Genomic DNA, 14,070 nt, shown 5'->3' on the forward strand with positions numbered 1-14,070 from the left:
AGCGGATCCATCCGGTGCGCGCACACGAAACCCGTCCGCGATTCCGGTGCGATCCGACAACGCACAGACGGCTTCGACGATCTCTGGCGGTCCCTCGCGACCGGCGGAGATGCACTCCGCCGGTTCGACAGACATAATGAGGTGACGATGTGACCGTGCACATGCAAGGAGGCCTGCGATGTCCACCGCCTCCGAACGTGCCCGGATGCCGAGCATCCGCGACGTCGCGCGTCTGGCGGGTGTCTCGCACCAGACCGTCTCCCGGGTGCTGAACGATCACCCGAGCATCCGCCCGGAGACGAAGGCCAAGGTCCTCGACGCGATCTCCGTGCTCGACTACCGCCCCAACCTCGCGGCGCGCGCGCTCGTGACCAGCAAGTCGAACATGCTGGGGGTCCTCTCCGCGACCATCGGGGAGTTCGGTCCGACCTCGTCGATCGCGAGCATCGAGGATGCCGCGCGCGAGGAGGGCTACTCCGTCTCGACGCTGAATCTCGCGGACACGACGCCCGAGGCGATCGGCACCGCGGTGCGCCAGCTGGCGCGTGAGCAGGTCGACGGGATCGTCGTCCTGGCCCCGCAGGTGCGCGTCTTCCACGTCCTGCGCGGGATGTCGTCGGACATCCCCTTCGTCAATCTGCAGACGGCATCCGGCTCCGACGGCGTGAGCCTCTCCGCCGATCAGGTGGCGGGTGCGCGCGCCGCGACGGAGCACCTGATCGCCCTCGGCCACAGCGACATCCTGCACCTGGCGGGTCCGCAGGACTGGATCGAGGCGGAGTCGCGCATGCGCGGATACCTCGACGGGCTGCGGGAGGCCGATCTGCCCACATTCCCGCCGATCCGGGGCGACTGGACGGCGGACTTCGGCTACTTCGCGGGGCAGGAGCTGTCGCGTCGCCGCGACTTCACGGCCGTGTTCGCCGCCAACGACCTGATGGCGATCGGTCTCATGCACGGATTCCGCGACGCCGGGGTCCGCGTTCCGCACGATGTCAGCGTGATCGGCTTCGACGACATCCCGGTCGCGGCGCACGTCGCGCCCACGCTGAGCACGGTGCATCAGGACTTCCCCGAGCTCGGGCGCAGAGCCGTCCGGATCCTCCTGGCGCAGATCCGCGGCGAGCAGGTGCCGGAGTTCGGCCCGCTGAAGACGCTGCTGCGGGCCCGCGAGTCGGCCGCATCACGGTAGCGACACGAAATCTGCACGCGGACTTGACAGCGGTCCCTCGTGCGGGGACGATGTAATCCAATGTGAACGGTCACATCGAAGGTGACCGCACGTCTGCAAGGAAAAGATACGTGAGCACCACAGCAACGTTGCCGACAGTGTCAGGCCCCATCCTCGAGATGCGCAGCATCACGAAGGAGTTCCCGGGGGTCAAGGCACTCGCCGACGTATCCATCACCGTTCGCGCTGCCGAGATCCATGCGATCTGCGGCGAGAACGGCGCCGGGAAGTCCACCCTCATGAAGGTGCTGTCGGGTGTCTACCCCTACGGCACGTACGAGGGCGAGATCCTGCTCTACGGCGAGGAGCAGCGCTTCAAGGACATCGTCGCGAGCGAGCAGGCCGGCATCGCGATCATCCACCAGGAGCTCGCGCTGATCCCGGAGCTCTCGATCACCGAGAACATCTTCCTCGGCAACGAGATCAAGCGTTTCGGCCGCATCGACTGGCAGGCGCAGAAGCAGCGGGCCGTCGAACTGCTCGCCCGCGTCGGACTGCGCGAAGACCCCGATGTGCAGATCAAGACGCTCGGCGTCGGCAAGCAGCAGCTCATCGAGATCGCGAAGGCCCTGAACAAGGACGTCAAGCTCCTGATCCTCGACGAGCCCACCGCGGCGCTCAACGAGTCCGACTCGCAGCACCTGCTCGACCTGATCCTCGGCCTGAAGGCCAAGGGCATCGCGTCGATCATGATCAGCCACAAGCTCAACGAGATCGAGCAGATCGCCGACGAGATCACGATCATCCGCGACGGCCGCACGGTCGAGACGCTCGACATCTCCCGTGGCGAGATCAACGAGGACCGCATCATCCGCGGGATGGTCGGCCGGTCGCTGGAGAGTCGCTACCCCGACCGCACCCCCGACATCGGCGAGGTGTTCTTCGAGGTGAAGGACTGGTGGGTGCGGCATCCGACCGTCGCCGAGCGCATGGTCGTCAAGGGCTCGACCCTCAACGTCCGTCGCGGTGAGGTCGTCGGCATCGCCGGACTGATGGGCGCAGGGCGCACCGAGTTCGCCATGAGCATCTTCGGCCGCTCCTACGGCACGTTCCTCTCCGGGACCATGATCAAGGACGGGCAGGAGGTGGACCTGCCCGACGTCGCTACCGCGATCAAGCACGGTCTCGCCTACGTGAGCGAGGATCGCAAGTCGCTGGGGCTCAACCTCCTCGACACGATCAAGCGCTCGGTCGTCGCTGCCAAGCTCTCGAAGATCTCCCGCAACGGCGTCGTCGACGCGCGCCAGGAGTTCTCGATCGCCGACGACTACCGCAAGGCGCTGCGGATCAAGACGCCTTCGGTCGAGGAGGGGGTCGGAAAGCTCTCCGGCGGAAACCAGCAGAAGGTCGTGCTGGCGAAGTGGATGTTCACCGATCCCGACCTGCTGATCCTTGACGAACCCACCCGCGGCATCGACGTCGGGGCGAAGTACGAGATCTACGCGATCATCAACCAGCTCGCGGCGCAGGGCAAGGGCGTCATCGTCATCTCCAGCGAGCTGCCGGAGCTCCTGGGCATCTCCGACCGCATCTACACCGTCTTCGAAGGTCGGGTCACCGACTGCATCCCGGCCGATCAGGCGACACCCGAGGCCCTCATGCGCAGCATGACCTCCGCGAACCAGAAAGCATCCGCATGACCACCGAATCCACCCCCGCGAAGAGCGGATTCCACTTCAAGGACATCACGAAGATGTTCGGAGGCGGAGGAACGTCGACGCTGCGTCAGTTCGGCATCCTCGGCAGCCTGATCGTCATCATCCTCCTCTTCGAGGTCCTCACCCTGCTGCGCAACGGCCCGAACGGCGCGACGCTCACCTCGGGCAACCTGATCAACGTCATCAACCAGTACTCGTTCATCCTGATTCTCGCGATCGGGATGGTGATGGTCATCATCATGGGGCACATCGACCTGTCGGTCGGCTCCGTGGCAGCGTTCACCGGCATCATCGTCGCGAAGTCGATGTCGGAGTGGAACCTCCCTTGGCCGCTCGCGATCCTGCTCGGTCTCGGAGTGGGAGCCGCGGTCGGCGCGTGGCAGGGATTCTGGGTCGCCTACGTCGGTGTTCCCGCCTTCATCGTGACGCTGGCCGGCATGCTCTTCTTCCGCGGTGCGCAGCAGTGGATCGGCGACGCACAGACGATCCCGGTCCCGAAGGGCTTCCAGGTCATCGGCACGGGGTACCTGCCCGAGATCGGACTCCCGCTGCCGTTCAACATCCCGACCATGCTGCTCGCCCTCGTGGCCGTCGCGTGGCTCATCTTCTGGGAGATCCGCACCCGTCGCGTCCAGAAGAAGATGGGCTCCGACCGAGCGCCCCTGTGGGTGAGCGTGACCAAGGTCGTGCTGCTCTCCGTCGTCGTGCTGGCCGCCGCGTGGATGTTCGCCACCGGTCGGCCCGGGACGAGCTTCCCGGTGCCGGGCCTGATCCTGCTGGCCCTCGTCATCGTCTACACGTTCGTCACGAGCAACACCGTGTTCGGCCGCCACATCTACGCGGTCGGCGGCAACCGGCAGGCGGCACGCCTCTCGGGCGTGAAGGACCGCTGGGTCGACTTCTTCGTGATGATGAACATGTCGGTGCTCGCGGCTCTGGCCGGCATGATCTTCGTCGCCCGCTCGCAGGCCTCCGGCCCGAACGACGGCACCGGCTGGGAGCTCGACGCCATCGCCTCGGTCTTCATCGGTGGCGCGGCTGTCGCCGGCGGTATCGGCACCGTGATCGGGTCGATCATCGGTGGTCTCGTGATGGCCTTCCTCAACAACGGCCTCGCGCTGCTCGGTCAGGGTTCGGATGTCGTCTCGATGATCAAGGGCCTCGTGCTCCTGATCGCGGTCGGTATCGACGTCTGGAACAAGCAGCAGGGGCGCCCGTCGCTCATCGGGTTCATGACGCGCCGCTTCGGCCGCAAGGAGGACCCGGCTCTGCAGACCTTCGAGCCCAACAAGACCTATCAAGCCCCACCCGTCGACAAGACGAGCGGACAGTAGGGGTCGGATCGCGTTCGCACGCGTGAGACGACCTTCACACACCAGAGAAAGAGATCACATGAAGAAGATGCTTCTGACGGCGACAGCGATCGTCGCCGTGGGCGCTTTCGCCCTCACCGGATGCTCTGCGGAGCGCGGCGGAGACACCGGAGCCGATGGCGGCGACGAGGCGGCAGCGGGCTTCGCAGCAGACGCCACGATCGGTGTCGCACTCCCGGACAAGACCTCGGAGAACTGGGTCCTCGCCGGCAAGCTGTTCGAGGACGGCCTGGCTGAGGCCGGCTTCAAGGCCGACGTGCAGTACGCGCCGGCCAGCAACACCGTCGCCGAGCAGCAGAACCAGATCCAGGCGATGGTCACCAACGGCGCCAAGGTCATCATCATTGGTGCCAAGGACGGCAAGCAGCTGGCCACCCAGGTGCAGGCTGCCAAGGACGCCGGCGCCACGGTGATCGCCTACGACCGTCTGATCGAGAACACCGAGGCCGTCGACTACTACGCCGCCTTCGACAACTTCAAGGTCGGCAACCTGCAAGGTCAGGCCCTGCTCGACGGTCTGGCCGAGCGCGCGGGCCACGAGGCTCCGTACAACATCGAGCTGTTCTCCGGCTCGCCGGACGACGCGAACTCCGCGGTCTTCTTCGACGGCGCCATGGAGGTCCTGCAGCCGAAGATCGACGACGGCACGCTCAAGGTCGTCTCGGGTCAGACCGAGATCGCCCAGACGGCGACCGAGGGTTGGCTTCCGGAGAACGCGCAGAACCGCATGGACACCCTGCTGACCTCGTCGTACAGCGGCGACACCGTCATCGACGGCGTCCTCTCGCCGAACGACACGCTTGCCCGCGCCATCATCACCTCGGTGCAACAGGCCGGAAAGCCCGTCCCGGTCGTCACGGGTCAGGACTCCGAGGTCGAGTCGGTGAAGTCGATCATGGAGGGCATCCAGTACTCCACGATCAACAAGGACACCACGCTCCTCGTCGAGCAGGCCATCAAAATGGTCCAGCAGCTGCAGAAGGGCGAGGAGGTCGACGTCAACGACACCGAGTCCTACGACAACGGCGCCAAGGTCGTCCCGGCTTACCTGCTCGACCCGGTCATCGTCACGAAGGAGAACGCGGCCGAGGCATACGCCAACGTCCCGAGCCTCCTCGAGATCGTGAAGTCGTACCAGTAAGCGACTCCGCTCCGACATGCGGGCCGTCCGGACCTTCGGGTCCGGGCGGCCCGTTCGTCTGCGACCGCAGACGTCGATCAGACCGCCGAGGCGTCGATCTCCTGCAACCGGAGCTGCAGCGCGAGAACCAGACGGAGATCCGGATCGTCGATGTCGATGACCTCGGCGATGCGCCGGAGGCGGTGGCGCAGGGTGTTCGAATGCAGCATCAGGAGCTCCGCAGCGCGGGCCACGTCGTAGTTCGCGCCGATCCAGCGGCTGAGACTCTTGATGTAGTCGGTGCCGTTGGCCGCGTCGTGCGCCACGAGCGTCCTGAGCGGTTCGCCCGACACGAGCTCGCTCTGGCCGAGGCTCGAGTGGATCTCCATCAGAAGGAGCTCCGGCCCGAGGCGCTCGTGGAGGCCGATCTCGCCGTGTCCCGGCATGTGCGCGACGACCCGCCAGGCCTGCGCGGCCTGTGCAGCCGCCGAGGGGATGCCGGACAATCCGGGGAACGTCGAGCTGACGCCCGCACGCCATCCGCCGCCGATGCTCTCGTTCGCTCTGGCGAGCACGGTGGCGATGATCGACTGCAGCACGGCGGTGTCGGCGGACGTGCCGGCGACGGCCATCGCGCGGCCGTCGATCGCCCCGGCGGCCGCGGGGATCCGATACGCCGACAGCCCCGTGCGCAGCAGATCGCCGACGTACGCCGCCGCGGTGTGCATCGAGACGCTGCTGCGGGAGCCACGGTGCTCGGCGATCCGGTCGATCACGATCACGGTGGTGGGGGATGAGGGCTCGAGCCCGAAGTGCCCTGCGATGCTCGCGGTCGCTCCTGATCCCCGGATGAGCCAGCCGAGTCGTTCGGTGCGCTGCCGCCGGTCGGCATCCGCGACGAGGTTGAACCGCGCCAGCTGGGCGGCGGCGCGCTGCGCGGCCTCGGCGAGGACCTCTGGTGCGTCCTCCGACAGCGGCGTCGATCCCTCGAGCACCCAGATGCTGCCCAGCGCCTCGCCGCGGTCCCGCACGGCGATGGCGAGGCGGGGGAGATCCTCGTCGGTCGGCAGGCTGCGCACGGCGGTCATCGAGCGGAGCACGGTGGCGTACTCCTCGGCATTGGACGGATGGTCGGGGACCCGGCGACCGAGGATGCCGTCGCGGCGCAGGCCGTCGACCTCCTGGCCGGGGATCGTCGAGTAGGCGAGCACGCGCATGGCGAGGTCTTCGATCGTGACGGCTCCTCCGGTGCGAAGGGCCACGTCGTTCGCGAGCCGGAAGAGGTCGATGGAGTGGCGGCTGTCGGAATCAGAGACCGGTCCGGACATCGTCTTGATCGCATCGATGAGTGTGTAGAGCCGTCCCCAGGTGACATCGGGGGAGGATTCGAGCACGGCGACTCCGGTGCGCCTCGCGGCTTCGCCCCAGGCGGACGCGTCGATCGCGCCGGCGCGCACCACGAGGGCGGCGGCACCGGTCTCGGCAGCCCAGTCCATCAGCTCCGCGGATGGCCGGCCGGGAGCGAGCACGATCGAGTCGTCGGCATGCGGATCCGCCGAGTCCGGATCGAAGATCAGCGGATGCCCCGCACTTCGATCGCGCCCCTTCGGCAGGGCCAGGGCGCGGAGCACGGTCGAGCCGAGGGTGTCGAGCAGGGTGCCCAGAGTCGTGGTCGAGGCGGGCGCGTGCTCAGTGGTCATGTTCTCAGGATGCCGTGTCGAGACCGCGCGGGACGCCCACGAGCGTCGTGCCCTCCGGTTGCCGCAGGAATCGCACCGCGTCCGCGCCGAAGATCCCCAGCAGCAGATCGTCTCCGTCGCGACGCACCGACGCCGGGCCGATACGGAACGTGTGGTCCGGCCCCGGCTCGATCTCGCCGGCGATCTCGAGGCCGAGGCGGAATCGGCCGTCGGGCTCGATGATCGCGAGAGTGCCCAGTTCGGGGCTGAGATAGGTCCCGGCCGGCGGGGTCGCTGATGCATCGGGGCCGGTGCAGCGCTCGAACGTCAGGTCCCGCCCTGGCCGCATGTCGACGCCGAGCACGAGGCGGTCGCCGTTGATCAGGAGCCGTAAGCCCTCCTCTCGGTCGTCGCCGTACCAGCAACCGTCTTCGGCGAGCGTGAAACGCCCGCTCTGGAACCCGGAGAGATCGAGCGTCCCGTCGAGACGCGCCTCGGTTCGCATCGATTCGTCCGCGCCGCGCATGATCCACCAACCCGCTGCGGTGCGCGCCGACCCGGCGTCGAGGGCCGGCGCCGGGACGGCGGGTTCTGCGACGCCGGCGGCGAGCCGCGCGACCGCGTTCGCGATGACCGTGGCCGGCACGGCGGAGTGGTTCGCCAGCACGACGATGCCGAGGTCCTGGTCGGGCAGGTAGGAGAGGTGCGAGCGATAGCCGGCCACGGCGCCGGCATGGCCGATCGTGCGTTCGTCGCCGAGGTCCGCGTGATACACGCCGTACGCGTAGGGCCCGATGCTCCCGTCCGGGAAGACGGGGGTGCTGTCGACCAGGGTGTCGCGGATGTCCTCGCCGAGGATGTCACCGTCGCGCAGAAAGCGGAACCACGCCCCGAGCTCGCTCAGGCTGGTCACGAGACCGCCGTCCCCGACGGCGCACTCCTCGCTGTCGGCGCGGAGCACACGGTCGTCGACCGACTCGTAGCCGTAGGCGAACTCCGGAAGCACGGCACGGCTGTCCTCGCGGAAGAGCGTGCGGTGCATGCCGAGCGGTCGGAAGATCCGCTCGGCGGCGAACTCGCCAAGGGTGCGCCCGGTGACGCGGTGCACCAGTGACGCCGCGAGCACGTATCCGGTGTTGGAGTAGCGGAACGCCGTGCCGGGGAGGAAGTCGAGGGTCGAGAGGCCGGAGACGAACTCGAGCGTCTGATCCTGGGTGATCCGGGTCAGCGACCGTCCGGCGATCGCGGCGAGGGCGAGCCATTCACGGAGGCCGCCGGTGTGCTGCAGGCACTGCGCGATCGTCACGGGGGCCTCGAGGCGCAGCTCCGGCAGGTGCGCGCGGATGTCGTCGTCGAGGCTGACGAGACCGTCTCGGGCGAGAAGAAGCACCGCGGTGGCCGCGAACTGCTTGCTCATCGAGGCGATGTCGAAGCGGGTGCGCTCATCGATCGGCACACCGAACTCGACCGAGGCCAGCCCCGCCGTCGCCTGGGTCACCAGCACGCCGCCTCGATAGACCCCCACCGCCAGTCCCGGACCGGTGGGTGACGCGAAGCGGGAGACGAGCTGGGCGATGGCGTCGGTGTCCATGACCGAAGTCTGCCGATCCGCCGCGGTGGACGGCTTGTCCTGCCGGGCAAAATGCGCGCCCGGGCTTTGGTCTCCGCGACACCGGGTCGTGTGCTCAGAAAGGCGCGGGTGCTTCGGTGCTCTTGTCGAGCGCCGTGCTGTCGGTGAAGGTGACGGTGTTCTGCGCGGGAGGCTCGTCGACGTGGATGCGGCCCGTCGGGCTGGTCCACTCCAGAACGCCACCCGCCTTCTGTCGGACGTGCCACGGCGAATGGTGTTTCAGCATGTGATGCCGTCGGCAGAACGCCGCGAGGTTCTCGTGGGAGGTGGCCCCTCCTGCGGCTGCGGCGACGTTGTGATCGACGTCGCATTTTCGTGCCGCCAGACCGCAGGTCGGAAAACGACATCGTTGGTCTCGCGCCCGGAGATGTCGTCGGAGTTGTTCGCTGGGACGATAGCGGTCGACGGAAAGCATCGCGCCGCTGGTCGGATGCGTGAAGACGCGATCCCAACCCCCTGCAGTCGCGGCGAAGAAGCGGACGGTCCAGGAATCGAGCGGCATCGTGCCGTCCAGCTCGGCCGGCGGGGAGCGCCGGCCCGCCGAGGAGGTCGTCTCGCCGTTCATCAGGGACGATGCGGGTACGGTGACCTCGACTCTGGCGTGGATCGCTTCGAGCAGCCCGTCTTCGGTGTCGTGCGCGGTCGGGGCGCCGGTGAGGACGAGGTCGGCGAGCAGATCGGCACGCAACTGATCGATCGTGCGTTCGTCTCGGACGCTGTCCGTCTCCTTCGCCGCTTTGACGTTCTCCTCCTTGAGTGCGTGCGCCATCTGCGAGAGTCGGTCGAACATGCCGTGCACCACGGCTGCGGAGCCGTGCATGCCGAGTTCGGCCATGCCGTCGTCGCCATCCTTGATCCACACCCGCCGCTTCTCGCGGGCCTCGCGATGCCGCTCGGTCACGGTGCGCTTCTGGTACTTCTCCGCGATCCGTCGGGCGATACGTCGCAGACGGTTCGGCGACTCGACGGCCGCGGCCTCGATGACCTCCGCGGCGTAGTCCGCACGATCCGCCTCGTCGTCGAGATGCGCCCCGGCGTCGACGATGACCCGTGAGTGCGCCGCGCTGATCCGCCCTTCACCCTGTGCGTGCCAGACCGACGGAAAACGGTCGACCAGCCACGACGCGTCGGACATCCGCCGCTCGACGGTCCGGTCGCTCACGCGCTGCACGGCACCGATCTCGGCGGCGACGGAACGGATCGTCATGTCCGCGCCATCGGGGTGGTGCGCCTGCTGCGCGATGTCGACGGCGAGCCGCCCGGCGAGCGCCAGCAACCCGTCGCGCGCGGCCTGCATGCTGCTCAACGTCGCCTCAGCGGCGGCCAACGACGCGACCAGATCGGCGAGCGCCGCCATCTGGGAATCCGTCGCATCGACCATCGCTTCCATGGCTTCAGTACACCAGCAACCACCGACATTCGAAAAAATGTTCTAACCCGGCTGCCGAGCGGCTGAGCATGGTTCAGCCCGGCGCCGTCTGACGCGCCGCGCCGCGCCGCGCTAATCCCAGATGGGGTCGTCGGGGTCGGGGGAGTCCGTGCCGTCGGCGTCGGTCATGATGCGCGCCTCGGCGATCCATGACGTCAGCCGACTGCCGTGGAGCATGTGCGGTCGCGGCGTGCCGAGAAGATCGGGGGTGGTCACGATGTCCAGTGGCTCATCGCTCGCGAAGACGACGACGTTGCTGAGCGGTCCTTCATCGTCGGTCGGTTCCGCCTCGAGAACGACGGCGACGTGCTCGAACACCGTGCTCAGGGTGGCCGCCTGTCGCCGTGAATACTCGAACGGATGCCCATCGAGCAGGTTGACCGCCACGACACCGTCGGCTGCGGAGCGCGCCGCGACCCGGCGGTAGAACTCCTGGCTGGCCACACGGTGTCTGATGACGGCGGCATCCCAGAGATCGACGACGGTGAAGCGCGCATCCACCCATTCGGTGTCGTCGGCGGTGGCACCCGTCGCTGCGGCGCCGAGCGCGGGGGAAGGCGAAGACGGCAACGACGATCGCCCCTCGCCGGAAAACTCCGCGTCTGCGACAACTCGCGCATCGCCGAAGATGACTCGCAGGTCGGCGCCGGCGGGAAGAGGCAGTGCGGCGATCACCGCTTCATAGAGAGGGGGCTCGAACTCGACCACGAGTTGAGGTGACCCGGCACGGGTGGCCTGCACGTAGCGTGCCAGCGTGAGTGCTCCGGCCCCCAGGTGCACGGTGAACAACGGCTCACCGGGCTCGGCCGCGGCATCGATCGCTCTGGCGATGTGCCGGATGTAGGCGTAATCGAGGGAGGTGGGGTCGGTCATCGAGACGACGGACTGCGGAATCCCATCGACGCTGAGCTCGTAGCGACCGGGACGCTTCCTGGATTGCACCAGCTTCGCCTTGCGATTGTCGAGCGAGAGCGAGAACACCCGGTGTTTCCTTGGCACCCGTCGATCTTAGATCGGGCGAGACCGGTCGGAGACCGCGAGTACCCTTGAGAGGACATGGCACATCTTCTCGGGGCCGAAGGCCTCCACCTCGAATATCCGACCAGGGTCGTCTTCGACTCCGTGACCCTCGGCATCGAGGAGGGCGACCGCATCGGCATCGTCGGCCGCAACGGTGACGGCAAGTCCAGCCTCCTCGGCATGCTGGCCGGGACCAAGGAGCCGAGCGCGGGGCGCGTCACCGTGCGCGGCGGCATCCGCATCGGCGTCCTCGATCAGGCCGACACGCTCGCCGACGACGTCACGATCAGTCAGGCCGTGGTCGGCGCCATGCCGGAGTACGAATGGGCCGGCGACGCCCGCGTGCGCGACGTGATCGAAGGACTCCTGAAGGATCTGCCCTGGGATGCCGAGATCGGCTCGCTCAGCGGTGGCCAGCGCCGCCGTGTCTCGCTCGCGAAGCTGCTCGCGGGGGACTGGGACGTCGTCGCCCTCGACGAGCCCACCAACCACCTCGACGTGGAGGCGATCACCTGGCTCGCCGGACACCTCAAGCGGCGGTGGAACGCGAACTCCGGTGCCCTCCTGGTCGTCACTCACGATCGCTGGTTCCTCGACGAGATCTGCACCGAGACGTGGGAGGTGCACGACCGCATCGTCGAGCCGTTCGAGGGCGGCTACGCCGCGTACATCCTGCAGCGCGTCGAGCGCGACCGGATGAACGCCACGATCGAGGCGAAGCGCCAGAACCTCGCGCGCAAGGAGCTCGCGTGGCTGCGCCGCGGTGCGCCCGCGCGCACCGCCAAGCCCAAGTTCCGCATCGACGCGGCCAACGAGCTCATCGCCGACGTGCCCGAGATCCGCGACAAGGTCTCCCTGCAGTCGCTCGCGGTCTCGCGGCTCGGCAAGGACGTCGTGGACCTGCTCGATGTCGGGGTGACCTACCCCAGCCCTTCGACAAGCTCAGGGACCCAGGACAGAGTGGTCCTGCGCGATGTGGAGTGGCGCATCGCGCCGGGGGAGCGCACCGGCATCCTCGGCGTCAACGGCGCCGGCAAGTCCACTCTGCTCGGCCTGATCGCCGGCACCGTCGAGCCGACCTTCGGACGAGTCAAGCGCGGCAAGACCGTGGTCGTGAAGACGCTCACCCAGCGCCTCGACGAGCTCGAGGACGTGCGGCACGAGCCCGTGCGGATCGTGATCTCCCGGCTGCGCACCTCGTACACGCTCGGGTCCGGCTCCAAGGCGCAGGACCTGACGCCCGGTCAGCTGCTCGAGCGGCTCGGGTTCGACTCCGCCCAGCTCTCGACGCCGGTCAAGGACCTCTCGGGAGGCCAGCAGCGTCGGCTGCAGCTGCTCCTGGTGCTGCTCGACCAGCCCAACGTGCTGATCCTCGACGAGCCCACGAACGACCTCGACACCGACATGCTCGCCGCGATCGAGGACCTGCTCGACTCCTGGTCGGGGACGCTCCTGGTGGTCAGCCACGACCGCTACTTCCTGGAGCGCGTCACCGACCAGCAGTACGCGATCCTCGACGGCCACCTCCGCCATCTCCCGGGTGGCGTCGACGAGTACCTGCGACTTCGTCAGCTGCAGGATGCTGCGCCGAGCAAGTCGCAGACGGCGACGAACACCGCGAAGAAGGCATCCGCCTTGGACGGTGCAGCCCTCCGCACGGCACAGAAGGAGATCTCCTCCCTCGAGCGCCGCATCGAGAAGCTCACGCAGCAGATCAACAAGGCGAAGAACGCGCTGGCCGAGCACGACCAGTCCGACTACGCCGGCATCGCCGACGCGATGAAGGCGATCGGTGACACGCAGGCCGAGATCGAGGAGCTCGAGCTGCGCTGGTTCGAGCTCACCGAGCAGCTGGACTGACCACGGCGACGATCGGGCGGTGATCGCTGCCTGCGCCGTCAGAGGACGTGATCACCGAGGCCGCTCGCACCTCCCACGCCGAGCCGACCAGGACGTGGTCGATCGGTGAGGCGAGCCAGACAGGTGCGGAAGCCGGCCAGGTGCCGCTCGCCGCGCCCCCTGACTGGAGCGCCGCGTCCCGGCATCCGTCGAGCCTCGCACCGAAGTGGTCGATCGTGGCGTTCAGGTCGCCCGCGACGATGACGTCCGGCTCCGTGCAGTGATCGGTGACCCAGTCCAGACCGTCGCTCCACTGCCCGAACATGCCGGGCAGCGGAGGCAGCGGGTGAGCCGCCACGATGCGCGGGCCGGTTCCGTCCACCGGCTCCCACACGCCGCTCGGCAGGTCGGGAGTGGAGCCGGCGTCGGCATCGTGCCGGTAGTCGCCGAGCTCCGCGGAGATGAGCACGGAGGTGGGGACGGCGGAGTCGCCGTCGGCGCCGCGGGTCGTGTCGGCCGTCATAGTCCTGCCCTCGAGGGCGACGAGCCGGGCGACCTCGGTCACCGCCGCCTCGTCGGTCTCCGGCAGGCTCACGATGTCGGCATCCGTCTCGATCACGAGCTGCGCGATCGACGCGGGCGACGCCGCGCCGCCCAGCGTGTTCCACGCGAGGACCGTGAGATCGCCCTCGCCCTCGCTCACGACACCGGCCTCGAGCACGGTGCCGCCCCGCGCGAGCAGTACCCCCGCGTTCGTCCCCGCGGCCGCGACGAGCACGACAGCCATCGCCGCGGCGATCGACCAGCGTCGGCGGGCAAGGGCGATGATGGTGAAGAGCACCGCACCGACCAGCAGCGCGATCGCCAGCACGGGGCGGAACGCGATGAGCTGCGCGACGACGGGGAGGCGCTCGGCCCTCACCGCCTGCGGCCACGAGAGCAGCAGGGCGACCGGCACCGCGACGACGACAGTGAGCGCAAAACCGAGCCCCACGCCCCGTCGACCGCGCCCTGCGTCGGGGAGATCCGTATCGCGCACACGCCTCGTCGTCATCCGGAGCTCCCTCTGTGTCACCGCTTCCGCCGCCCAG

General features: G+C 68.2%; 10 protein-coding genes. 5 read left to right on the plus strand and 5 right to left on the minus strand.

Going from position 1 to position 14,070, the window contains the following annotated elements; genetic code table 11:
* Nucleotides 1–178 precede the first annotated feature (178 nt).
* The 4 genes from ABS642_RS00145 to ABS642_RS00160 all read left to right on the plus strand — a co-directional run bounded on the left by ABS642_RS00145 (nt 179) and on the right by ABS642_RS00160 (nt 5,403).
* Nucleotides 179–1,192, plus strand: a complete 1,014-nt coding sequence (locus tag ABS642_RS00145; RefSeq protein ID WP_282216568.1) for a LacI family DNA-binding transcriptional regulator — start codon at nt 179–181, stop codon at nt 1,190–1,192.
* Nucleotides 1,193–1,350: 158 nt separating this feature from the next.
* Entirely contained in the window at nt 1,351–2,871 is a 1,521-nt protein-coding gene (gene mmsA / locus ABS642_RS00150) for a multiple monosaccharide ABC transporter ATP-binding protein (protein ID WP_350353479.1), read from the plus strand.
* A complete protein-coding gene (mmsB, locus tag ABS642_RS00155; RefSeq protein ID WP_350351793.1) occupies nt 2,868–4,223 on the plus strand; it encodes a multiple monosaccharide ABC transporter permease in 1,356 nt (451 codons plus the stop codon). Before mmsA ends, mmsB begins: the two co-directional genes overlap by 4 nt.
* A gap of 58 nt (nt 4,224–4,281) precedes the next feature.
* Nucleotides 4,282–5,403, plus strand: a complete 1,122-nt coding sequence (locus ABS642_RS00160; RefSeq protein ID WP_282216570.1) for a sugar-binding protein — start codon at nt 4,282–4,284, stop codon at nt 5,401–5,403.
* Nucleotides 5,404–5,480: 77 nt separating this feature from the next.
* Here ABS642_RS00160 and ABS642_RS00165 read toward each other — a convergent pair whose 3' ends face one another.
* From ABS642_RS00165 to ABS642_RS00180, 4 genes are all read right to left on the minus strand, one after another.
* The gene (locus tag ABS642_RS00165; RefSeq protein WP_350351794.1) at nt 5,481–7,082 is read right to left on the minus strand and encodes a helix-turn-helix domain-containing protein; all 1,602 of its coding nucleotides are present in this window, start codon (nt 7,080–7,082) and stop codon (nt 5,481–5,483) included.
* Nucleotides 7,083–7,086: 4 nt separating this feature from the next.
* Nucleotides 7,087–8,652: a serine hydrolase domain-containing protein gene (locus ABS642_RS00170; RefSeq protein ID WP_350351795.1), complete on the minus strand. Its 1,566-nt coding sequence runs from the start codon at nt 8,650–8,652 to the stop codon at nt 7,087–7,089.
* Nucleotides 8,653–8,746: 94 nt separating this feature from the next.
* Complete coding sequence (locus ABS642_RS00175) at nt 8,747–10,081, minus strand: DUF222 domain-containing protein (RefSeq protein ID WP_350351796.1); 1,335 nt, start codon at nt 10,079–10,081, stop codon at nt 8,747–8,749.
* 111 nt (nt 10,082–10,192) lie between these two features.
* Nucleotides 10,193–11,062: a spermine synthase gene (locus ABS642_RS00180; protein WP_350351797.1), complete on the minus strand. Its 870-nt coding sequence runs from the start codon at nt 11,060–11,062 to the stop codon at nt 10,193–10,195.
* A 114-nt stretch (nt 11,063–11,176) separates the two neighbouring features.
* Here ABS642_RS00180 and ABS642_RS00185 point away from each other — a divergent pair, with 114 nt between their 5' ends.
* Nucleotides 11,177–13,000 carry an ABC-F family ATP-binding cassette domain-containing protein gene (locus ABS642_RS00185; protein WP_350351798.1) on the plus strand — a complete coding sequence of 608 codons (1,824 nt, stop codon included), beginning with the start codon at nt 11,177–11,179 and terminating at the stop codon, nt 12,998–13,000.
* Here the strand turns inward: ABS642_RS00185 and ABS642_RS00190 are convergent.
* Nucleotides 12,981–14,033 (minus strand): endonuclease/exonuclease/phosphatase family protein, encoded by a 1,053-nt coding sequence (locus tag ABS642_RS00190; RefSeq protein ID WP_350351799.1) that lies wholly within the window; start codon nt 14,031–14,033, stop codon nt 12,981–12,983. The genes ABS642_RS00185 and ABS642_RS00190 overlap by 20 nt on opposite strands.
* Between the last annotated feature and the right edge of the window lie 37 nt (nt 14,034–14,070).

The sequence above is a fragment of the Microbacterium sp. A8/3-1 genome (genome assembly GCF_040267695.1).
Taxonomy (GTDB): Bacteria; Actinomycetota; Actinomycetes; order Actinomycetales; family Microbacteriaceae; genus Microbacterium; species Microbacterium luteolum.

Excerpts from the sequence above, each read along its gene's own strand:
- ABS642_RS00145 (WP_282216568.1), top strand. The coding sequence starts at position 179 with ATGTCCACCGCCTCCGAACGTGCCCGGATGCCGAGCATCCGCGACGTC.
- mmsA (WP_350353479.1), top strand. The coding sequence starts at position 1,351 with ATGCGCAGCATCACGAAGGAGTTCCCGGGGGTCAAGGCACTCGCCGAC.
- mmsB (WP_350351793.1), top strand. The coding sequence starts at position 2,868 with ATGACCACCGAATCCACCCCCGCGAAGAGCGGATTCCACTTCAAGGAC.
- ABS642_RS00160 (WP_282216570.1), top strand. The coding sequence starts at position 4,282 with ATGAAGAAGATGCTTCTGACGGCGACAGCGATCGTCGCCGTGGGCGCT.
- ABS642_RS00165 (WP_350351794.1), bottom strand. The coding sequence starts at position 7,082 with ATGACCACTGAGCACGCGCCCGCCTCGACCACGACTCTGGGCACCCTG.
- ABS642_RS00170 (WP_350351795.1), bottom strand. The coding sequence starts at position 8,652 with ATGGACACCGACGCCATCGCCCAGCTCGTCTCCCGCTTCGCGTCACCC.
- ABS642_RS00175 (WP_350351796.1), bottom strand. The coding sequence starts at position 10,081 with ATGGAAGCGATGGTCGATGCGACGGATTCCCAGATGGCGGCGCTCGCC.
- ABS642_RS00185 (WP_350351798.1), top strand. The coding sequence starts at position 11,177 with ATGGCACATCTTCTCGGGGCCGAAGGCCTCCACCTCGAATATCCGACC.
- ABS642_RS00190 (WP_350351799.1), bottom strand. The coding sequence starts at position 14,033 with ATGACGACGAGGCGTGTGCGCGATACGGATCTCCCCGACGCAGGGCGC.